Source organism: Candidatus Deferrimicrobiaceae bacterium (genome assembly GCA_036504035.1).
Classification (GTDB): domain Bacteria; phylum Desulfobacterota; class Deferrimicrobia; order Deferrimicrobiales; family Deferrimicrobiaceae; genus JANXPS01.
This window is the reverse complement of the sequence record DASXVV010000011.1, coordinates 163,436-183,311: the sequence shown is the minus strand read 5'-3', so window position 1 is coordinate 183,311 and position 19,876 is coordinate 163,436. Positions and strand designations below refer to the sequence as shown.

Genomic DNA, 19,876 nt, shown 5'->3' with positions numbered 1-19,876 from the left:
GCTGCGTCGCAAGACGCGGCGCCCCTTTTTTTGTGCGCCCGGCAGGGCGCACCGGGTAGACTGATCCCGATCACGCAATTCCAGGAGGCGCCATGTACTGTTCGTCCTGCGGCAGGGAGATCCGGCCCGGTGCGCTGTTCTGCGACGGTTGCGGCGCTTCCACGATCGCCGATCCCGTAGAGGGGGGCGGGGCACCATTCCCGGCCGAGGCCGATGTCGTCTGCTTCGTGGGCGACCAATCGGGGTATTACCTGGGGAAGTTCCGGAGCTTCCAGGTGGGGCGCGTCGAAGCGTTCGTCCCGACCTGGAACTGGAACGCGTTCTTGTTCACCACCTGGTGGTTCCTCTATCGGAAGATGTATCTGTGGGCGCTGCTGGCATTCGTGGCTTCCTGCATTCCCGTCGTCGGGCTCGTTGCCTGGATCGCGGTGGGGGTGGCGGGGAACTACCTTTACTATCGGCACGCGAGTGCGCAGATCGGCCGCGTCCGGGCCGTGACGCCCGAGGGAGACCTGCCCCGGGTGCTCGCGCAGATGGGCGGCGTCAACCGATGGGTGATATGGGTGGGGGTCGTCCTGACGATCCTTGCGATCGCGGGCATCATCGCTGCGATCTCGATCCCTTTGTTCCTGAAGACGATCAGCGAAGGAACGCGCGCGATCTGAATCCCGGTTTTCAGGGGATCGTCTTGAGCTCCGAAGCGCTCTCGACGACGATCTCGGGGCGATCCTTGAACCGCTTGACCGTGCCGCGTACCCGAACCGTCTTGCCGACGTAATACGTCTCCGGCGAATCGGGCAGCCCCGGCAGCTTGGCCGTGAACAGCACGATCGTCACGTACCGTTTCCAGTTCCCGTGGAAGTTGAGGAAGACCGTCTTTCGACTGCGCTTGGCGCGCACGACGGTTCCCTCGACAGTGATGGTCTTGCCGTCGTATTCGTCGGCGTGGTCCCATGGGATGATGCCCGGGGAGAGCTGCCGACCGGGCGTCTCGCCTCCCGCACGAGAGGATTCCTCCCCCATCGTCCTGAATCCCGCCTTCTCCGCCTCTGTCGCGAACTCGGCATCGGACAGTTCGGACCGGAGCCGGAAGAGCCGGCCGATCTCCCCGGGAAGCTCCCCGCCCTCGATCCCGGGTTTGCCCATCCCCCCATGCACGAGTCCGTACTTTCCCCCGCCCAGGGGCCACACCGTCGCCGGCGTGTGGCCGTTCCGGTCGACCCACCGCAGCTCGCGGAGACCCCCATCTTGCCAAAGGCCTATCCCTTCGCGACGCGCTTCGGCTTCGACCGCGTCGAACTCGGCCTGACGAGAGAAGAAGAAGCGCCGGTAGACGCGCGCCATGCCCTTCCGGACCAGCTCCAGATTGATCAGGAAACGGCCGTCCTCCGAATAGACGTAGCGCAGGAGACGACCGTACTTGTCCTGCTCCTCGATGTCTTTCTCGAGCAGGACCGGTTTCCCTTGGCAGAGCGCGGAAAGCGCCTCCGTCGCTTCGTCGGCGAAGAATTCCTTCGGCTTGGACGGGTGGCTGCGTTCGGGAGTGTCGATGCCGACCAGGCGTACGGTCTCGATCTTCCCGGCAGGTGGGAGGACACGGATCGTGTCGCCGTCGACGATCTCGATGACCTTGGCCTTTTCGATCGCTTGCGCGGCGTGCAACGGCGCCGGCGCCAGGAAGAGAACCAGGAAGAGGGCGCTGCCGAGGCGGAAAAGAAAATGCCCGCCGGGGCGCGAGGCCCCGGCGGGCGGAGAGGGAACGAGGTGTGCCGACATGGCCCCCTGCATCGATTACTTCAGGGCATCGGGGTTTTTCTTGACCTTCGCGTCTTTGTAGCGGGCCGTGACGTAGGCTTCGAGAAGCTCGGTGCGCCGCTTCTCCTCGAGGTCGCGGAGAAATGCTTCTTTCCGTGATGCCCATTCGTTGGGGTCGGCAGGCTGTTCGTCGATGAAGGCGACGGCCATGGTGCGAGCGCCCGCCTCGATCGCTCCGGAAACTACGGGAGATTTCGGGGTGAGCATGGCCAGCGACTTGCGGTCCTTGGCAGGGATTCCCTTGAGCATTTCGGGGAGCGTTCCGGACAGGGGTGTGAAGAAGGGCGTCGTGGAGACGGAGAGCCCCTCGGCCTTTGCGATCCGTTCGAGGTCGGCAGCCGATTTCGCGCCGGAAGCGACCTTGCGGGCGGCCGCGACTGCCGCGACATGCCGCTTGTCGGCGGTCACGAGCGCCGACAGGCGGTCGCGCAACTCGGCAAGGGCCGGCACCCGGGAGTCTTCCTTGGCCGCGACCTGGAACAGGTAGTGGACGTCGCCGACGCTCTTGACCGGTCCGACCTCGTGGAGCGGTTGCATGAGCGCTTCCTGAACGACGGCGGGAGGAAGCCCGCCCGTCTCCTTGTCGCCCAGCCAGCCGGTCTCCGCAGTCGGGATGCCGTAGCCGGTCGCAACGGCCTTCAGGTCCTTGGACGTGGTGGCCTTGCCGCGCGCCTCGTACGCTTTGACCACGACCACGTCCTTCCCCTTTTCGGTGCGAAGCAGTGCGACGACCTGGTCGTGGACCTGGGCGAGCGGAAGCGGTTCCGGAAACTTGATGCGGTTGATGCGAACGATCTGGATGCTGTCGCCCGCATCGATCGGGCCGACGACCGAGTCGACCTGGCCCCCGAAGACGGCTTCGACAACCGAAGCCGGGCCGGATCCCTTGCGCTTGAGCGTGAGCTCTCCCGACTTGCCGCCCGATTTCTTCGCCAGCGCGTCGAATGCGCTCTTGCTCTTGCCTGCCTCGGCGAGCATCCCTGCGGCCTTCTTTTGAGCGTTATCCTTGGTCTTCGCCGTGTAGGGGAGCACGATCCGGGATACGAACCGCTCTTCATCGGTGCGGAACTTGTCGGTGTTGGCTTCGTAAAACTTCCGGATCTCGGCTTCCGGCGGGGCGGCATCGCCCCCGAACCGGGCCGGCTCGAAACGGGCGACCAGCAGCTTCACCCGGGCGGGAATCCGGAACTGCTCCTTGTCGGTCGCGTACCGGGCGCCGATCTCGCTTTCGGTGGGCGGGGGCACGTTCCGCAAGGCGGAGGGATCGGCGACTGCTACCAGGAGCCTGATCTTGCGGTTCAGCGTCTCGAAGCGGTCGCGGCCTTCGGACTCGGGAATGCGCCCCGCGGCATGGAACAGCCCCTCGAACTTGCGCAGCGTGATCTCTTCCCGTTTCTGCTCTTCGTATTCGGACGGGGAGATCCGGTTGTAGGTGAGCAGGCTGCGATATCGGTCTTCGCGGAACTGGCCGTCTTCCTGGAAGGAGGGGGTAGCGGCGATTTCCCGCTGGACCTCGGTGTCGGAGGCGGTCAGCCCCATCTTGCGGGCGTCTTCGAGCAGCAGCGCTTTCTGGATCAGGGAGTCGAGCGCCTGATCCTTGATCCGGAGCGCCTTCTGCATCTCGGGCGTGAAGGCCGGCCCGTAGACGTCGCGGTAGCTCTTTTCGATGGCGTTGGCCGCCTGGTCGAGCGCGGCCATCGAGATCTTTTCTTTTCCGACGGTCGCGGCGGCGCTTTGCGTCTGGTCGGAGAAGCCGACGAAGACGCCCCAGGAAACGAAGGTGAGCGCGATGAATCCGAGGATGACCTTGATGACCCAGGAGCCGGCGTTCCGGCGGAGGACGTCGAGCATGGCAGTGCGTACCCCTTTATCAGATGAGGATGATGGTTCGGTCGAGAACACTCTATGCTAATTCGGGAGGCCGCACGATTCAACGATATTCCGTCGCATGGCGGACGGGAATTGCATTGCAGCAGGGGGCTTGATATTATAAGTGACTACCATTCAAACCGTCATCTTCAACGAATTCCCTGGGGGGATATATGATTTTCGACCGGCTGCTCGGCCTGTTTTCGAACGATCTCGCCATCGATCTCGGCACCGCGACGACGCTCGTCTACGTCAAAGGCGAGGGGATCATCTGCTCCGAGCCGTCCTGCGTCGCCGTCCAGAGCGACAGCCGTGGCGCCAAGAAGGTTCTCGCGGTCGGCATCGAGGCCAAGCGGATGATCGGGCGCACGCCCGGCAATATCGTCGCCATCCGCCCGATCAAGGACGGCGTCATCGCCGACTTCGGCGTCACCGAGGCCATGCTCCGCTACTTCATCCGCAAGGCGCACAAGCATCGCGCACTGGTTCGCCCCCGGATCATCATCTGCGTCCCCTACGGCTGCACCGAGGTCGAGCGCCGGGCCGTCCGCGAATCCGCCCAAAGCGCCGGAGCCCGCGAGGTCTACCTCATCGAAGAGCCGCTGGCGGCCGCCATCGGCGCCGGCATGCCCATCACCGAGCCGTCGGGCAACATGATCGTCGACATCGGCGGCGGCACGACCGAGGTGGCCGTCGTTTCGCTGGGCGGCATCGTCAACAGCCAGTCGGTCCGCGTCGCAGGCGACAAGATGGACGAGGCGATCCTGCAGTACGTCAAGCGCAAATACAACCTGATGATCGGCGAACCGACGGCCGAGCTCATCAAGGTCAAGATCGGCAACGCCTTCCCCGGGTACAAGTTCTCCGAGGGGGGCGATTCGATCGAGGTCAAGGGACTCGACCTCGTTTCCGGCGTGCCCAAGGCGCTCATCCTGCACGCCGACGAAGTGCGCGAAGCGCTTTCCGAACCCGTCCGCGTCATCGTCGATGCGGTCAAGGGCGTCTTCGAGCGGACGCCGCCCGAGCTCGCCGGCGACATCTACGAGCGCGGCATCGTGCTCGCCGGGGGCGGGGCATTGCTGCGCAACCTCGACGCGCTGCTGCGCGAAGAAACCGGTCTCCCCGTCTCCGTGGCCGAAGACCCGCTTTCCTGCGTCGTCCTCGGCTCGGGCAAGGCGCTCGACGAGCTCGACCTGCTGCGGCAGGTCGCCCTGGGCTGACATCCTAAGGGCCCGTCGCCCGAGGGGCGCGCTCCGGCCGCATCGAGATGAATATCTTCCGTAAATGGGGGCGTCCGCTGGTCGCAGCCGTGCTGCTGGCGGGCGCCATCCAGTGCTTCGTCCGGCCCCCGGTGCTGCTCGCGGCGTCCGACCCCTTGCGCGGGTTCGGCGCCGCGGTGTTCCAGCCGGTCTACAAGGTCGCCGATTTCCTCCGTGAAAATGTCACCGGGTTCTGGTACCGCTACCTGGCGCTGATCGGGGTCTCCGAAGAGAACGACCGCCTCCGCAAGGAGACCGTCGAGCTCAGGGCCCGTCTTCAGGAAAGCCGCGACGCGCTGCTCGAAAACCGGCGGTTGCGCGAGTTGCTCCAGTTCGCCCCGATGGCCGAGAAGCCGACGATGGGCGCCCGGGTCGTCGGCCATGACGTTTCTCCCTGGTTCCAGGCGGTCTACATCGACGCGGGTTCCGTCTCGGGGGTCGAGCCCGGCATGGCGGTGACCACGCCGGGTGGCGGGATCGGCCGGATCCACAAGACCTGGCGCAACCTGTCCGAGGTGCTGCTGGCCACCGACGGCCGTTTCGCCGCCGACGTCATCGTCGAGCGCAGCCGCGTGCGGGCCGTGGCCGAAGGGATGGGCGGCAGCTTCTGCCGGCTCAAGTACGTCTCGCCGCTGGCCGATGTCGCGGTCGGTGACCGCGTGCTGTTCTCGGGCTTCGACGGGAGCATGCCCAAGGGAACGCTGCTGGGGGCGGTGGTCTCCGTCGACAAGCCCAAGGAAGGGCTTTTCCAGAAGGTCAAGGTGCAGAGCGCGGTGCATTACCAGTCGGTCGAAGAGCTGCTGGTCGTGCTGGCGCGGCCCACGATTCCGTTCCGGGGCGACAGCCCTTGAGATCGGCCCTCGGGCTTGTCTTGATCGCCTACGCAGGGATCGCCCTCAATGTCTGGTGCCTTTCCGGCTTCGTTCCCTGGTTCCTGCTTCCCGATTTCGGATTCCTGGCGATCGTCTATGCCGGGCTGTTCATCACCGGGCCCGCCGGATTCCTCGCGGCGCTGCTGACCGCCCTGTTCCGCGAGACCACGATGTCGGCGCCGCCGCTCACCTTCCTGCTGTCCTCGCTCGCCGTCTACTTCTTCACGCGTGAGATCGGCTGCCGCCTGTTTCTGCGCGCCGAGCCGTTCATTCTCGCCACTGTGGTCGGGATGCTCGCGGCCGAATCTCTCTCGGTCGTGATCCTCCTCGCGTTCACCGGCGCGCATCCCTTCGCGCCGCTCTGGTTCGCCGAGGAAGCGGTTCGCATCGCCTGGACCGGGCTGGTCGCCGTCCCCGCCTACATGTACCTCTCCCTGCGCTGGCGTCAGGTGGAGGAATGAGCGAGTCGATCCGGAAGCGCGAGCACGATCCGCTGATCGTCGGCCGCATCCGCTTCCTGGCATGGTTCTCCCTGGCCGTTTTCGTCCTGCTGGTCGGGCGCGTCTACTGGCTGCAGGTCGCCCAATACGACAAGTACCAGACGCTTTCCGAGAACAACCGCCTCCGGATCCGGACGATCCGCGCGCCGCGCGGCCTGATCCTCGACCGCAAAGGGCGTCCGATCGCCGAGACGCAGGCCTCGTTCGACCTCATCTGTTCCCCCGTCGACGTAAACGATCTGGCCGGCGAGCTTCGGCTGCTCGACGAGATCGTCAGTTTCGATCCCGAAGAGCTCGACGTCATCGCAGAGAAGATCCGCGCCGCCAAGAAGAGCAGCCCTTTCAGCAGTATCAACGTCATGCGCGACTTGACCTACGAGCAGGTCTCGGTCGTCGAGTACAACCGCGAGGCGCTCCCCGGTTTTTCCATCCTGATCGAGGCGAAGCGCAGCTACCCGTACGGCGAGGCGTTCGCGCATGTCCTGGGCTATGTCGGCGAGGTGAGCGACACCGACCTCGAGAAATCGGCCGACGGGAGCCTCGAACTGGGCGACATCATCGGCAAATACGGCCTTGAGCAACTCGCCGACAACGTGCTGCGCGGCGTCAACGGCGGGCGCAGGGTCGAGGTCGACGCGGCCGGTCGAGACCGGCGGTTGGTCGACGAGGTGCCGCCGCAGACCGGCGGGACGCTCTACACCACGCTCGACATCGACATCCAGAAAGCCGCGTTCGAAGCGATCGGCGACCGGGCGGGGGCGGTGATCGCGATGAGCCCGAAAACGGGCGACGTCTACGCCTTCGTATCGGCCCCCGGCTTCGATCCCAACGTCTTTTCCCGGGGGATACGCAAAGCCGAGTGGCAGGCGCTGGCAACCGATACCCGCAATCCGATGCAGAACAAGGGGCTCCAGGGTACCTACGCGCCGGGCTCGACGGTCAAGCCCTTCATCGCGATGGCGGCGCTCGAATCGGGCATCCAGGGCCCGAAGGAATCGGCGGTCTGCAACGGCTCCTACCGGCTCGGCAACCGGACATTCCGGTGCTGGAAGCCCAAGGGACACGGTTCGATCGACATGTACCGGGCCATCACGCAGTCGTGCGACGTCTATTTCTACCAGTTGGGCCGGAAGCTGGGGCCCGGCCCCGTCGCGAAGGTCGAGCGGGGCGCCGGCCTCGGAACCATTACAGGAATCGATCTGCCGCGGGAGAAGAAGGGGCTCGTTCCCGACGAAGAGTGGAAGATGACCGCGCGGAAGGAAAAATGGTTCGATTACGAGAGCGTTTTGCTGGGGATCGGGCAAGGGCTGATCCACGTCACGCCGCTCGAGATGCTCGAAGGTTACGCGACGCTCGGGAGCGGCGGTCGGGTCATGCGGCCGCGCGTGGTCACGAAGACGGTCCGGATGGACGGCGGCGTATCCGAGCACCGGCCCGAGAAGCTTCGCGACCTGGGCTGGAAGGCCGAGAACGCGGAATTCATCCGCCATGCCCTCTGGGGGGTGGTCAACGATTTCGGGACGGCGGGCATCGCGAAGATGCCCGACATCGCCGTCGGCGGCAAGACCGGGACGGCGCAGGTGGTCCAGATGAAGGGCGAGCGGGTCAAGACCGACGACCTGCCGTACAATCTGCGCGACCACGCCTGGTTCGTCGCCATCGCCCCGGTCGACGACCCGCAGATCGCCGTCGTCGCGATGCTCGAGCACGGGGGGCACGGCGGCTCCGCGGCGGCGCCGATCGTCAAGGCGGTCCTGCAGGAATTCTTCCGGCAGTCGCCGCCCGGCGCTCCCGACAACGCGGCTGCGGCCGGGAAGACGGCGCCTTCGGGCAAGCCGCCCGTAAAAAGGTAGGAGGAGAAGGGCGATGCACGGAACACGCGGAAAGATGTCGCGGCTCGACTGGCCGCTTTTCCTGATCGCCCTGCTGCTGTGCGGGATCGGGCTCATCAACGTCTATAGCGGCACGCGCATCTACAACACGCCGGGCCTGCCGCTGTTCGCCCGGCAGCTCGTCTGGATCGGCATGGGCATCTTCGTCTTCTTCCTGTTCTACCTGTCCGGCGACGGCTTCGTCGAGCAGATCGCGAACCTGTTCTTCTATTTCATCCTCGCGTGCCTCGCGCTGGTGCTCCTGGCCGGAAGCGCCCGCATGGGGGCGCAGCGCTGGATCGCCATCGGTGGCTTCAACTTCCAGCCCTCCGAGTTCGCGAAGATCGCCCTCGTCCTCGTGTTTTCCAGGTTCTTCGCCGACAGGTACGGCTACGCCGGAATCGGCTTCGTCGAGATGCTGCCCGCGGTGGGGATCGCCCTCGTCCCTTTCGCACTCGTGGCGCTGCAGCCCGACCTGGGCACCGCCGGCATTTTCCTCATCATCCTGGCCGGGATGATGGTCGTCGCGGGCGTCCGCCTCCGGGTGCTGCTGTCGCTGACCGCCCTGGCCGCCCTGGCCGTTCCCGCGCTCTGGTTCGTCATGAAGGACTACCAGAAGCAGCGCGTGCTCACCTTCCTCGATCCCGAGCGTGATCCGCTGGGGGCGGGATACCACGTCATCCAGTCGCAGATCGCCGTGGGCTCCGGCGGCTTCCTGGGGAAGGGGTACCTCCACGGGACGCAAGGTTCGCTCCGCTTCCTCCCCGAGCAGCACACCGACTTCGCCTTCGCCGTGTTCGCCGAGGAATGGGGCTTCCTGGGCGCGATCGTCCTCCTCGCGCTTTTCGGGCTGCTGGTCTACAGGGGCTTCCACCTGGCTGCGCGTTCGCAGGACCGCTTTGCGTCGTTCGTCTGCGGCGGCATGACGGTCTATTTTCTGGCGCACATCGCGATCAACCTGGCGATGGTCTGCGGGCTCTTCCCGGTCGTCGGCATTCCGCTTCCGTTCGTCAGCTACGGCGGCTCGTCGATGATGACCAACATGATGGCGCTCGGCATCATCGCGAACGTCGCGAGGACGCGCTATACCTTCCAGGGGCAGGGGGGATCGGAGACGGTCGGCGGGTGATAAAAGGGAAGGCTATTTCAGGCGCGCGGCGATCTCCGACCTAAGCGATTCGGTCAGAGCGGGGCTGTAGCCGATCCAACGCTTGAGTACCCGTCCCGACGCGTCGGCCAGCAGGAGGACCGGCGCCCGGTCGATCTTGTACCGCTCCAGGAACGGGGCCGTCAGTGCGGTTACCGTGGTGACGGGAAACGCGAGCGCGGGGAGCGCGGGCGGCGGCAGCAACGGCGGCGTTTCGGACGCCCCGCGCGCCGTCTCGAGCTTTTCCCGGTCGAACAGCACCCGGTAGACGCGCACCTTGCCGGCCGGGACCGTCTTCGAGACCGCAGCGATCGATGCCCAGGCGTCGGAGCAGGGGGGGCACCAGGGGAAGTCGAGCAGGATGAGCCGCAGCGGCTCCTTCGACGCGGGCAGATCGTTGAGCGGCCGCCCCGCGGCATCGGCCAAGACCGGGTTCTTGGCCGGGAAGGGGACGGTCCCTTCCGCCAGCCGCCGGCTCGCGCAGCCGCCGATCGATGCGAGGACGGCGGCGCAAGCGAGCGCCGCCGTCCCGATACGGAGGGAATTCCTCAAAAGTTTTTCTGGATCATCGAGACGATGTTGGCCTTCGGGGTGACGCCGACGAGCTGCCCCTTGATCTGGCCGTCCTTGAACAGGATCATCGTCGGGATGCCCCTCACGCCGTACTGCGAAGCGATCTCGGGGCTTTCGTCGACGTTGACCTTGGCGATCCGCACCTTGCCTGCGAGCTCGGTGGCGATCTCGGCCAGGAGCGGGGCGATCGTCCGGCAAGGGCCGCACCAGGGGGCCCAGAAGTCGACCACGACCGGCGTGTCGCCGCTTTCGATGGTCGTCTTGAAGTTCGTGTTGTTCAGTTCGAGGATGTTCTCTGCCATGGTTCCCTCCGGTATTTTTGCCCGGGCGGCCAGCGCCCGGGAATGACTGACGGGTCTTATCGGCCGCGCGCCGAGAGTTCCTTGAGCATGCAGCGATCCATCACGACGCCCACGCCGTTCGCTTCGAGCAGCCGTTTCGCCTCTTCGTTGATCACGCCTTCCTGCATCCAGAAAAAGCGCACGCCCTTCCGGATGGCCTCCTCGGCGATCGGAAGGACGTCTTCCGACCGGCGAAAGACGTCGACCAGGTCGACCGGCTCGGGGATCGACTCGAGTGACGGCCGGCATTTCTCGCCGAGCACCTCGGTCAGGGCGGGGTTGACCGGATAGATCCGATAGCCCGCCCGCTGGAGATATTCCGCGACGTGGTTACTCGGGCGTTCGGGACGGCTGGAGATGCCGACGACCGCAATCGTCTTGACCGAGTCGAGGATGGCGTCGATCTGCGCTTTCATGGCTCTCCCTCCCGTTGATATCGATAATAGATGCCGTCCATGCTACATCGGTTCCGAAATCATGGGAAGGCGCGGCCGGAACCGCGCGGACGCCGATTCCCGGCGTCCTTGACACCACGGGGGGACGGGCGATATCGTTTCCCACACGAATCCGGGGGGTACCGATGCGGGAAACGATCGTCAAGGCGCTGCGGGACGGGGCCGATCTCAAACAGCGAATGGCCGATACTATGGCGGCCGAGATCGAGGAGGCGGCGCGCACGATCGCCGATGCGATCCGTGCCGGGAACAAGTTGCTGCTGTTCGGAAACGGCGGCAGCGCGGCAGACGCGCAGCACGTCGCGGCCGAGTTCGTGAACCGCTTCCTCGTCGAGCGGCCGCCGCTGGCGGCGATCGCGCTCACTACCGACAGCTCGGTGGTCACGAGCATCGCGAACGACTACAGCTTCGACGAGCTGTTTTCCAAGCAGGTGCGGGCGCTCGGGAAGCCGGGCGACGTCGCGCTCGGCATCAGCACGAGCGGTTCCTCGCGCAACGTGGTCGCGGCGTTCGCGGCGGCGAAGGCGATCGGGATGAAGACGATCGCGCTGACGCGCGAGGGCGGGGCGATGGCGATCGGCGCCGACGTCGCGCTCGCCGTGCCCTCGTCCTTCACGCCGCGCATCCAGGAGGGGCACATCGCGATCCTGCACATCGTCTGCGAGCTGGTCGACCTCATCCTGTTTCCCGACGCACGGAGGGGATGATGACCCTGGATCTGAACCGCCTTCGCCGCACGTCGCTCGCCGCCCGGAAGAGCAAGGTCTCGTTCAAGGGGTTCGCGGCCCCCGTCCGCAAGGGCGCCACGTTCGCGCAGTTCCTCGATGGCCTGCCCGGCTATCTTGCGGCGAGCGACCTGCGCGCGCTGGTCGACGCGGTCGTCCGGGCGAAGAAGAAAAAGCGGCCGGTGTTGCTGGGGATCGGCGCCCACTTCATCAAGGTGGGGCTGTCTCCGTTGTTGATCCAGGCGCTCGAGCACGGATTGTTCGACTGCATCGCCATGAACGGGGCGGGCGTCATCCACGAGACCGAGCTGGCGCTGGCGGGAAAGACGTCCGAGGACGTCGGCGAGCAATTGCGCGACGGTTCGTTCGGGATGGCGAAGGAGACGGCGCAGTTCGTCCACGCGGCGCTGGCCGAAGGCGTGCGCGACGGCTTGGGCTTCGGCGCCTCGGTCGGCCGGGCCATCGCGGAGTCGAAGGCGCCCCACCGGGGGAAAAGCCTCCTGGCAGCCGCGTGGCGGCTCGGCGTGCCGGTCACCTGCCACGTCTCGATCGGCACGGACATCATCCACATGCATCCCGAAGCCGACGGCGCCGTGATGGGCGAAGCGTCGCTGCGCGACTTCCGCACTTTCTGCGAGCTCGTCTGCGGACTCGACCGCGGCGTCTACCTCAACGTCGGTTCCGCCGTGATCCTGCCCGAGGTGTTCCTCAAGGCGGTCTCGGTTGCGCGCAACCTGGGGCACCCGCTCGAGGGGATGACCACCGCCAACTTCGACTTCATCCGCCAATACCGGCCCGACGTCAACGTGGTCTCCCGCCCCGTGGCGCCCACGGGCAAGGGCTACCACATGGTCGGCCCCCACGAGATTCTCTTCCCGCTGTTCCTCTCCGCGATCGCCGAGCGCCTCTGGTAGTTCCACAGCCAGGCCGACCGCCGGCTCGGCCGGTGGCCCCCCGGCCACCCCCACGCGAGGGCTCCCGGCTTCGCTCGCCCCGCGCGGGTGCTCGGCTCCGCGCGGACCCGGCGACTTGGGGGGAACCGCCGATCCCCGGCTTGACGGCGTACCGGGACATCCCCTACGGGAGGACGGCTTGCCGGAGCATCCATCCTCTGGTTGCGCCTCGGGCCCCCGCTCGCGGCGCCATCCCTGGCGCCTCAAACCGCTCGGGGGGACACGCCTCCCTTCGGGGACGCCCCGTTCCGCCTCACGCCGGGCAGCGTGCTCCGCGCAACACGCCGTCCGGATTTCCGATTCGCAACCTTCGATCGCTTGGCATCCATGTCAAGCGATCTGCCATGTCCCTCGCTCTCGCCGTCCAGGCTTCGCGAGGGCCATATGGCCGCCGGATGAACCGGTAATCCGAACGGCTAAATTCCTGGGCGAAGCACGGCAAACGAGGTTCCCGGACGATATCTTGCGCTTCGTCGTCCTCACGGCATTCCGCACTGAGGTTTGAGTATTCGGGAAGCTTTACCGCTCAGGCGGCCATGTTCCCCTCGCGAAGACACGATGTCGGGAGCGAGGGGTACGGCAAAGAGTCGCCCATGGATGGGCGGCGAAGGAAGGTTGCGGGAAAGATCTCCCGGACATGAGTCGCGCGGAATGCTCACCCCGGCGTAACCGCACCGCGATGGGTGCGTTCCGATGGGGCATGTCAACCTTGCGGTCTTGGCTGCCAGGGATGGCAGCGCAAGGTGGACCCGAGGCACAGGGAGGCCATGGATGGCCGAGCAAGACGTACCCGGAGGAAAGTACCCTCGCGGGGCGCGCGAAGCCGGGAACCCGTCCGATCCTGCCGCCACAGATATCAGGGTTGTCAGAACTCCGCGCATTCCCCCGGCTTCAGGACGATCACCCCCGACGGGAACCCGATGACATAGCCGGCCGGCCGTGTTAAGAAGAACGGATACGATGACCGAAATCCGATGGAGTCCCGATGCCGATCCGCCCTGAAATCCTGTCGCCCGATCTTCCACCGTATTCCGTCGTCGTGCCGAATCGCGTCGATCTGGCCGGCGGAACGCTAGATATCTTTCCGCTCTACCTGCTCGTTCCCGAGGCGCTGACCGTCAATGCCGCGATCGACGTGACCAGCCGCGTGACGATCTCACCCGGAAAGGGGGGAGCGCGTCTCCTTTCCGATAACTACCATTGCGAGGCGTCGGCGCCGGATACGCACGGTTTTGCCATAGACGGGCAGCTCGGGTTGTTCGCCCGCGCGCTCCGCTCCTTCCCCCCGTTCCGAGGCCTCACGATCCGCCTGCGAAACGAAGCGCCGATCGGGTCCGGCCTGGGCGCCTCGTCGGCGCTCCTGGTCGCCGCCATGCTGGCGATGGAGCGGCTCGAGGGGCGCGAGCGTCCATGGGCGGAGCTGTCCCGGATCGCGATGGAGATCGAGGCCGCCCACCTGCGCAACCTCGCGGGAAGGCAGGACCACATCGCAGCGCTGCGGGGCGGCATCCAGGGTATCCGCTTCCTCCCCGGGGTCGTCGAGGCGGACCGGCTTGCGCACGACGGGAAGGCGGGGCGGCTGCTTGCGCGCCACGGCTTTCTGGCGAGCACGGGCAAGGCGCACCATTCGGCGGGCGTCAACTGGCGGATGATCAAGGGAGCGATCGGCGGCGACGCAAAGCTTCTCCGGAAGTTCGAGGCGATTTCCGAGGCGGGGCACGATGCCTGGCACGCGGTCCGGAGCGGCGATGCAACCGCGGCGGGCGAGGCGGTGGCACGGGAGTGGGCCGTGCGGCGGACACTTGCGCGCGGCGTCTCCATCCCGCTGGTCGACCGGCTGTTCGCTTTGCCCGCTTTCGTCGAACGCGTGTCGGGGGCCAAGCTTTGCGGCGCGGGGGGAGGAGGAATGATCTTCGGCCTGCTGCGCGATCCCGGCGAGCGGAAGGCGGTCGAGGCGCTGTTGGAAGGGGCGGGCTGCGAGCTGTATCCGTTCAGGTTGTCGGCCGGTCCCCGGATCGAAGGTCTTTAAGCTTTCCCGATCGTGGGATAGGCCCGCTCGACATCGGCCAGCTGCGCGGCCAGCTTGGAAAGCGTGGCAAAGGGCATCGACATCCGGAAGGTGAGCGCGTTGCCGTCTTCGAGCCGGTCGATCGCCGACCCCGAGATGGAAACCAATCCGCCCCCCTCATCGGCCTGCATCCTGAAGCGCAGGTGCGGTTCCATCGGCGCGAACTCGGCATCGAGCAACTTCCCTTCCGCGATCAGCGCGACCTTGGCCCGAAGGCGCGCAAGTTCCTCGGTGCGGAAATAGGCCTTGTCGTTCTTCCCCTTCCACCCGCCCACGTTGACGGAGACGGCGGTGACCAGCCAGTTCTCGTCCCAGTAGTCACGCATCACCTGCTCGGTCCGGGACAGCACGCGGATCCGGAGGTGGTCTCCACCCCGTTCCCCGATGAACACGTCGACTGGCGGCATCCTCGTACCCCTCCCATCCGGTAATCAGTTATATTTAACATCTATGGGAACGGAATGGATAGCGTTACCGGCGTCGCTGCTGCTCGCGGCGGGCGCGACGGCGCTCACCGCGCTGCGGACGGCGTTGCTGATCCTGGGAGAGGACGGCCTCGAGGAGGCGGGTGCGGACGAGCCGCCGGCGGCGAGGCTGCTCGCTGCGATCCGCGATCCGACGTATCGCCATCCCTTCGGATTGTGGGCGACGGCGACGCTTCTCAAGGCCTGCTCGGCGCTCAGCGCGGGCGCCGCGGCGATTGCCTTCCGGCAATCTCTGCCCGGCTGGCCCGGCTTGGGAGTGGCGCTCGGCTGGGCGCTCGCCTGGCTCCTGCTCCTGTTCCTGCTGGAGCACCTCGCTACGCACGGCGTGATGCGGAACCCGTGGCGGGCCATTCGGCGCGGGGGCGCGGGGGTTCTCCGGGCGATCCGGGTCGCCGGCGCCGTCGGGCGCGCGATCGACCGGCTGGGCCGCTGGCTGTTCGGGGACGAGTATTCCCCCGAGGGACTGATGGACATCCGGTTCGGATCCGAGGAGGGAATCCTCGACGTGATCGAGGAAGGCGCCGAGCACGGGACCATCGACCCGGTCGAGGAGCGGATGATCGAGGGCGTGCTCCGGTTCGGTGAAACCACCGTGGCCGAGCTGATGACGGCGCGATCCGACGCTGCCTTCCTGCGCAGCGGCATGTCGCGCAGCGAGGTCGACGGTGTGATCGGCGCCACCGGGTTCTCGCGCTACCCCGTGCTTTCGGCGGACGGCGAGGCGGTCGTGGGTGTCCTGCAGACGCAGAACCTGTTCCGGAAGGAAGCGGCGGGGGGGTGGGAGCGGCTGGTCGACCGGCCGGTCTACGTGCCCGATTCGATGAAGGTGGCCGACCTGTTCCACCAGTTCCAGCGCAGCCGGTCGCACCTGGCGGTGGTGATCGACGAGCACGGCAAACTTTGCGGCGTCATCACGCTCTACGACGTAATCGAGCAGATCCTGGGACGGCTTTCCGAGGGGGATGCGGCGGACGAGCTGCCGGAGTGGGAAAACGACGGGTCGCTGTCGGTCCCGGCGGCGACGCCGGTTCGGATATTGCGCGAAGAATTCGAGATCGACATTCCGATGAGCGCTGCCTATGAGACGGCCGGCGGGTTCGCCCTCGACTGCCTGCAGGACGTGCCCGAAGGCGCCGTGGCTTTCCGGGCGGGCGATTACCGGGTGACGGTGGTCGAGACCGAGCGATTCCGAATCCGCCGCCTTCGCTTCGAAAAGATCCCCCGCTAGGGGACGATCAGCAGCAGCTCTGCGCCGGAATCCTTGTCGCGCCCGCCGGCCAGGACCCGATCGGCCGTCACCTTCGTGCCGTCGACGATCGCCGCGACCAGCGCCTTCATGGCTTTCCCGTCGGGAACCGCGTTGACGACGAGCCGCGCCCCGGGGAATTCGACCAGCGCGGCGGCCGCGTCCGCGGCGACCGCGGCGGCTGCGTCCGACAACCCCTGGCCGTTTCCCTTGAACATCCCTTTTTCGGGGAGGACGACCCGGAGCAGGGGGCCCGAGGCGCTGCCCGTTGCGGAAGGCGCCGCCTCCTTGATGCGGGCGAGCGACGCCTCGAAGCGGACATCCCGCCTTTTTTCCTCGGCCTTGCGATCCTCGGTCAGCCGCTCGACGCGTCCGAGCAGCGTGTCGCGTTCGCGCCTCAGCCCTTCGTCGCCCATGGATTTCTCGAGCTTTGCCTTCAGGTCGCCGATCTCCGTGTCGCGGGCGGCGATGTCGCGTGTGATGCGCTCGATCTCCTTGCGCAGGCGGTCGCCCTCGGCTTCGCAGGATTGCGCCCGGGCCGACAGATCCTGGATCCGCTTCCCGGTGGCCTTTTCCTTTTCCATCAGTTCGGTGATCAGCTCTTCGCGGGTGATGCGCGTTCCTTCGTAGCTTTTCTTGGCGACGGACAACTCGCCCGTGAGGCGGGCGAGTTCGGCTTCCTGCCCCTTGGATTTTACGGCACAGCTGTCGGCCGTCTCCTTCGTGTCGCCCAACTGTTTCTGGAGCGCCTCGTTCTGGCTCGAAAGCGCATTCTTGTCCTTGTTGGCGGAGGCAAGCGCATCGCGGAGCGTATCGGACTCGGCGACCTTCTCCTCGAACCGGGAGGTGGCGACGAAGCAGCCGGATGCGGCGAGCGACAGCGCGATCGGTACGAAGAGTGTCCTGACATGTTTGCGAATCATTACGGCGGTATCCTCCAGGGGGTTGGCGGCGGACCAAAGATAACCATTTTACTTTCGACCGGCTTTTTTATAAAGTTGAAAATAAACAGGAAAAAGGGCGGCACTTACCCCCGTTCGATGGGAGGGGCGTGGCGCATTCACAGGAGGAAGTCCGATGCACGTCATGAAATGCCTGAAGCGGGGGGGGATTCTGCTCATGGGAGGAGCTCTCCTGCTGGCCGCCGCTCCCGGAGCGATGGCAAAGAGCAAGGTCGAGAACCCCCACAACAAGAAAAACGATCCGAAAGCGTGCCTCGTCTGCCATACGACCGCGCCCGGGCAGGTGAGGGCGGGAGTCCGTCGCGACGCCAAGTTGAAGTTCGGCGGCGACATCGTGGCGATGTGCAGCTCCTGCCACGAGGCCTACAGCCATATGCACCCGGTCAAGATCGCCGTCGCCCCCGACATGAAATCGCCCGAGGAGCTCCCGCTCGACAAGGACGGCAAGATCACCTGCATCACCTGCCACGACGTGATGGAAGGGCACGGCATCAACCGCAAGAAGCGCTTCATCGGCAAGGCGCTCTGCCTCAACTGCCACTTCGACTCCGACATCCTGGCCCAGATCGTCTGGTACCCGACTCACCTCAAGAGGGGCGAGCAGGGGCGCCTCGAGATCAAGGCCGCCGAGTTCCGGATCAAGGGCCGGAAGAGCACGCTGGGCGATTCGGTCCTGCTCTACTACACCTTCCGCAACGTCGACACCAAGGCGATCACGTTCGGGACCAACATCCTCTACGACGACGGCAGCCACGGCGACCGCACGGCGCATGACGGCACCTACACGCTGATGGAAGAGGCCACGAACGACAAGAAGGAGCGCCGGGTCTACACGGGCTGGCTCGTCGACGGGACCGGGCGGCGCAGCAATACCGTCACCCTGGCCGTGGAGTACGAATAGACTGCGCCCGTCCGCCACGGATCGGTCGCCGGGCATGAAGGAGCAGGCCCTCAACCGGATCTTCCTCGACCGGATCCGGGAGGGAGGCGAGACCGTCCGCTACCTGGTCCCCGAGGCCGGCGGCGCATGGCGCCCGGTGACCTACGCCGAGGTCGGCCGCGCCGGCCGCGAGGTCGCCTGCGGCCTGATGTCGCTCGGCCTTTCCCGCGGGGACCGCGTCTCCATCCTGTGCTCGACGCGCTACGAGTGGGTCATGGCCGACATCGGCGCGGTGTTCGGCGGCTTCGTCACGGCGCCGATCTACCCGTCCAACCTCCCGGACCAGGTCGAGTTCATCCTCGCGCATTGCCGGGCGCACCTGCTGTTCGTCGAGGACGAGGAGCAGTGGAACAAGGTGCAGGGCGGGCTGCCGCGCCTGCCGTCGCTCACCCGGATCGTGATGCTGACCGGGAGCGCCGAAGGCAAGGCGTCGACGATGGGGATCGCCGCGCTTCGGGAGGCCGGGCATGAATGGGATGCCGCCCATCCGGGCGCGTTCGAGGCCCGCACCGAAGAGATCACCCCCGACGACGACCTGACGATCACCTACACTTCCGGCACCACCGGCCCCCCCAAGGGGGTCGTCTCGCGTCACCGCAACTACGCGTTTCTCTCGGCGTCCTGCCGGGAGGCGGTGCCCGTCCTGCGCAAGGGCCAGACCATGCTCCACTTCCTGCCGCTCGCGCACACGCTCGGCAGGCTCGAGCACGTGCTCTCATTCGACGTCATGATCGTCTCGGCGTTCGCCCGGAGCATCCAGACCGTGGCCGAAGACCTCCCCCTCATCCGGCCCGACATCATGGTCAGCGTCCCGCGGCTCTACGAGAAGTTCTACGCGAAGGTGCTGTCGAGAGTCTCCGAGGCCGGGCCCCTCAAGCGGGCGTTGTTCCGGTGGGCCCTCGCCGCGGGGCGGGACGCCTCCAGGCGAAGGCAGCGCGGGGAAATAGTGGCGGGGACCGCGGCGTTCCGGCTCTTCATCGCCGACCGGCTCGTCTTCCGGAAGCTGAGAGCGCGGCTCGGGGGCCGGCTGTCGTTCTTCGTCTCGGGCGGGGCCCCGCTCTCCCCAGAGATCGCCGAATTCTTCCACGCGATGGGCGTCCTGATCCTCGAAGGCTACGGCATGACAGAGAACTGCTCGGTCGCCTCGGTCAACCGGGTCGAGCATTTCAAGTTCGGCACCGTCGGGAAGGCGATGCCGGGAACCGAGCTGAAGATCGCGCCCGACGGCGAGATCCTCATCCGGGGACCTCACGTCTTCAAGGAGTACCTGGACGATCCCGCGGCGACCCGGGAAGCGATCGACGCCGAGGGGTGGCTGCACTCGGGCGACATCGGGACGATGGACGCCGAGGGGTTCCTGCGCGTGACCGACCGCAAGAAGGACATCATCGTGACGTCGGGCGGGAAGAACATCGCCCCCCAGAACATCGAGAACCTGCTCAAGAACGACCCGTACGTCAGCCAGGCGTTCGTCTACGGCGACCGCAGGAAATACCTCACGGCCATCCTGACCCCGTCTCCGGACGAGCTGCGCGACTGGGCGGCGCAGCAGGGCATCGCAGAACGCGAGCTCGAGTCGCTGGTTGCGCTTCCCGAGGTGCAGGCGCTCTTCCGGCAACGGATCGACGGGGTGAACCGTCAGCTTGCGACGTTCGAACAGGTCAAGAAGTTCATCCTGCTGGGGCGGGACTTCAGCCAGGAGGCCGGGGAACTGACGCCCACGCTCAAGATCAAGCGCAGGATCATGATCGAAAAATTCGGGGCGATGCTCGACGCCCTCTACGAAAAGGACTGA

General features: G+C 66.3%; 19 protein-coding genes. 12 read left to right on the top strand and 7 right to left on the bottom strand.

The window, feature by feature from the left end; genetic code table 11:
• Nucleotides 1-92: 92 nt before the first annotated feature.
• Nucleotides 93-665 carry a zinc-ribbon domain-containing protein gene (locus VGK27_09900; GenBank protein ID HEY3490416.1) on the top strand — a complete coding sequence of 191 codons (573 nt, stop codon included), beginning with the start codon at nucleotides 93-95 and terminating at the stop codon, nucleotides 663-665.
• A gap of 10 nt (nucleotides 666-675) precedes the next feature.
• Here the strand turns inward: VGK27_09900 and VGK27_09895 are convergent, their stop codons facing one another.
• Both VGK27_09895 and VGK27_09890 read right to left on the bottom strand, forming a co-directional pair.
• Nucleotides 676-1,776 (bottom strand): thermonuclease family protein, encoded by a 1,101-nt coding sequence (locus tag VGK27_09895; GenBank protein ID HEY3490415.1) that lies wholly within the window; start codon nucleotides 1,774-1,776, stop codon nucleotides 676-678.
• A 15-nt stretch (nucleotides 1,777-1,791) separates the two neighbouring features.
• Complete coding sequence (locus VGK27_09890; GenBank protein HEY3490414.1) at nucleotides 1,792-3,666, bottom strand: SurA N-terminal domain-containing protein; 1,875 nt, start codon at nucleotides 3,664-3,666, stop codon at nucleotides 1,792-1,794.
• A 194-nt stretch (nucleotides 3,667-3,860) separates the two neighbouring features.
• Here VGK27_09890 and VGK27_09885 point away from each other — a divergent pair, with 194 nt between their 5' ends.
• From VGK27_09885 to rodA, 5 genes are read left to right on the top strand one after another with little or no spacing between them, the layout of a single operon-like run.
• Nucleotides 3,861-4,904, top strand: a complete 1,044-nt coding sequence (locus tag VGK27_09885) for a rod shape-determining protein (GenBank protein HEY3490413.1) — start codon at nucleotides 3,861-3,863, stop codon at nucleotides 4,902-4,904.
• Nucleotides 4,905-4,951: 47 nt separating this feature from the next.
• Nucleotides 4,952-5,794: a rod shape-determining protein MreC gene (gene mreC, locus VGK27_09880; GenBank protein ID HEY3490412.1), complete on the top strand. Its 843-nt coding sequence runs from the start codon at nucleotides 4,952-4,954 to the stop codon at nucleotides 5,792-5,794.
• Entirely contained in the window at nucleotides 5,791-6,276 is a 486-nt protein-coding gene (locus VGK27_09875) for a hypothetical protein (protein HEY3490411.1), read from the top strand. Before mreC ends, VGK27_09875 begins: the two co-directional genes overlap by 4 nt.
• Nucleotides 6,273-8,168: a penicillin-binding protein 2 gene (mrdA, locus tag VGK27_09870; protein ID HEY3490410.1), complete on the top strand. Its 1,896-nt coding sequence runs from the start codon at nucleotides 6,273-6,275 to the stop codon at nucleotides 8,166-8,168. Before VGK27_09875 ends, mrdA begins: the two co-directional genes overlap by 4 nt.
• Nucleotides 8,169-8,181: 13 nt before the next feature.
• Entirely contained in the window at nucleotides 8,182-9,315 is a 1,134-nt protein-coding gene (rodA, locus tag VGK27_09865) for a rod shape-determining protein RodA (protein ID HEY3490409.1), read from the top strand.
• Nucleotides 9,316-9,327: 12 nt separating this feature from the next.
• On the opposite strand, the gene VGK27_09860 is transcribed toward rodA, so the two are convergent.
• The 3 genes from VGK27_09860 to VGK27_09850 are packed head-to-tail and all read right to left on the bottom strand — an operon-like array spanning nucleotide 9,328 to nucleotide 10,663.
• The gene (locus VGK27_09860; protein HEY3490408.1) at nucleotides 9,328-9,885 is read right to left on the bottom strand and encodes a hypothetical protein; all 558 of its coding nucleotides are present in this window, start codon (nucleotides 9,883-9,885) and stop codon (nucleotides 9,328-9,330) included.
• Entirely contained in the window at nucleotides 9,882-10,208 is a 327-nt protein-coding gene (gene trxA, locus VGK27_09855) for a thioredoxin (GenBank protein ID HEY3490407.1), read from the bottom strand. Before trxA ends, VGK27_09860 begins: the two co-directional genes overlap by 4 nt.
• Nucleotides 10,209-10,264: 56 nt before the next feature.
• Nucleotides 10,265-10,663, bottom strand: coding sequence for a CoA-binding protein (locus VGK27_09850; protein HEY3490406.1), 399 nt, complete (start codon nucleotides 10,661-10,663; stop codon nucleotides 10,265-10,267).
• Between the two features lie 164 nt (nucleotides 10,664-10,827).
• Here VGK27_09850 and VGK27_09845 point away from each other — a divergent pair, with 164 nt between their 5' ends.
• The 3 genes from VGK27_09845 to VGK27_09835 all read left to right on the top strand — a co-directional run bounded on the left by VGK27_09845 (nucleotide 10,828) and on the right by VGK27_09835 (nucleotide 14,409).
• Nucleotides 10,828-11,409, top strand: coding sequence for a D-sedoheptulose 7-phosphate isomerase (locus tag VGK27_09845; GenBank protein ID HEY3490405.1), 582 nt, complete (start codon nucleotides 10,828-10,830; stop codon nucleotides 11,407-11,409).
• Entirely contained in the window at nucleotides 11,409-12,341 is a 933-nt protein-coding gene (locus VGK27_09840; GenBank protein ID HEY3490404.1) for a hypothetical protein, read from the top strand. The genes VGK27_09845 and VGK27_09840 overlap by 1 nt, the downstream gene beginning before the upstream one ends.
• 1,024 nt (nucleotides 12,342-13,365) lie before the next feature.
• The gene (locus VGK27_09835) at nucleotides 13,366-14,409 is read left to right on the top strand and encodes a hypothetical protein (GenBank protein HEY3490403.1); all 1,044 of its coding nucleotides are present in this window, start codon (nucleotides 13,366-13,368) and stop codon (nucleotides 14,407-14,409) included.
• On the opposite strand, the gene VGK27_09830 is transcribed toward VGK27_09835, so the two are convergent.
• Nucleotides 14,406-14,855 carry a hypothetical protein gene (locus VGK27_09830; protein ID HEY3490402.1) on the bottom strand — a complete coding sequence of 150 codons (450 nt, stop codon included), beginning with the start codon at nucleotides 14,853-14,855 and terminating at the stop codon, nucleotides 14,406-14,408. The two genes, VGK27_09835 and VGK27_09830, sit on opposite strands and share 4 nt — an antisense overlap.
• Before the next feature lie 43 nt (nucleotides 14,856-14,898).
• On the opposite strand from VGK27_09830, the gene VGK27_09825 reads away from it, so the two are divergent.
• Complete coding sequence (locus VGK27_09825; protein ID HEY3490401.1) at nucleotides 14,899-16,161, top strand: CBS domain-containing protein; 1,263 nt, start codon at nucleotides 14,899-14,901, stop codon at nucleotides 16,159-16,161.
• Here VGK27_09825 and VGK27_09820 read toward each other — a convergent pair.
• On the bottom strand, nucleotides 16,158-17,102 hold the full coding sequence (locus tag VGK27_09820; protein HEY3490400.1) for a hypothetical protein: 945 nt from the start codon (nucleotides 17,100-17,102) through the stop codon (nucleotides 16,158-16,160). The two genes, VGK27_09825 and VGK27_09820, sit on opposite strands and share 4 nt — an antisense overlap.
• 154 nt (nucleotides 17,103-17,256) lie before the next feature.
• Between VGK27_09820 and VGK27_09815 the strand changes: the two genes are divergently transcribed.
• Together VGK27_09815 and VGK27_09810 are read left to right on the top strand one after the other, a co-directional pair.
• A complete protein-coding gene (locus tag VGK27_09815) occupies nucleotides 17,257-18,042 on the top strand; it encodes a choice-of-anchor X domain-containing protein (GenBank protein HEY3490399.1) in 786 nt (261 codons plus the stop codon).
• 34 nt (nucleotides 18,043-18,076) lie between these two features.
• Nucleotides 18,077-19,876 carry a long-chain fatty acid--CoA ligase gene (locus VGK27_09810; protein HEY3490398.1) on the top strand — a complete coding sequence of 600 codons (1,800 nt, stop codon included), beginning with the start codon at nucleotides 18,077-18,079 and terminating at the stop codon, nucleotides 19,874-19,876.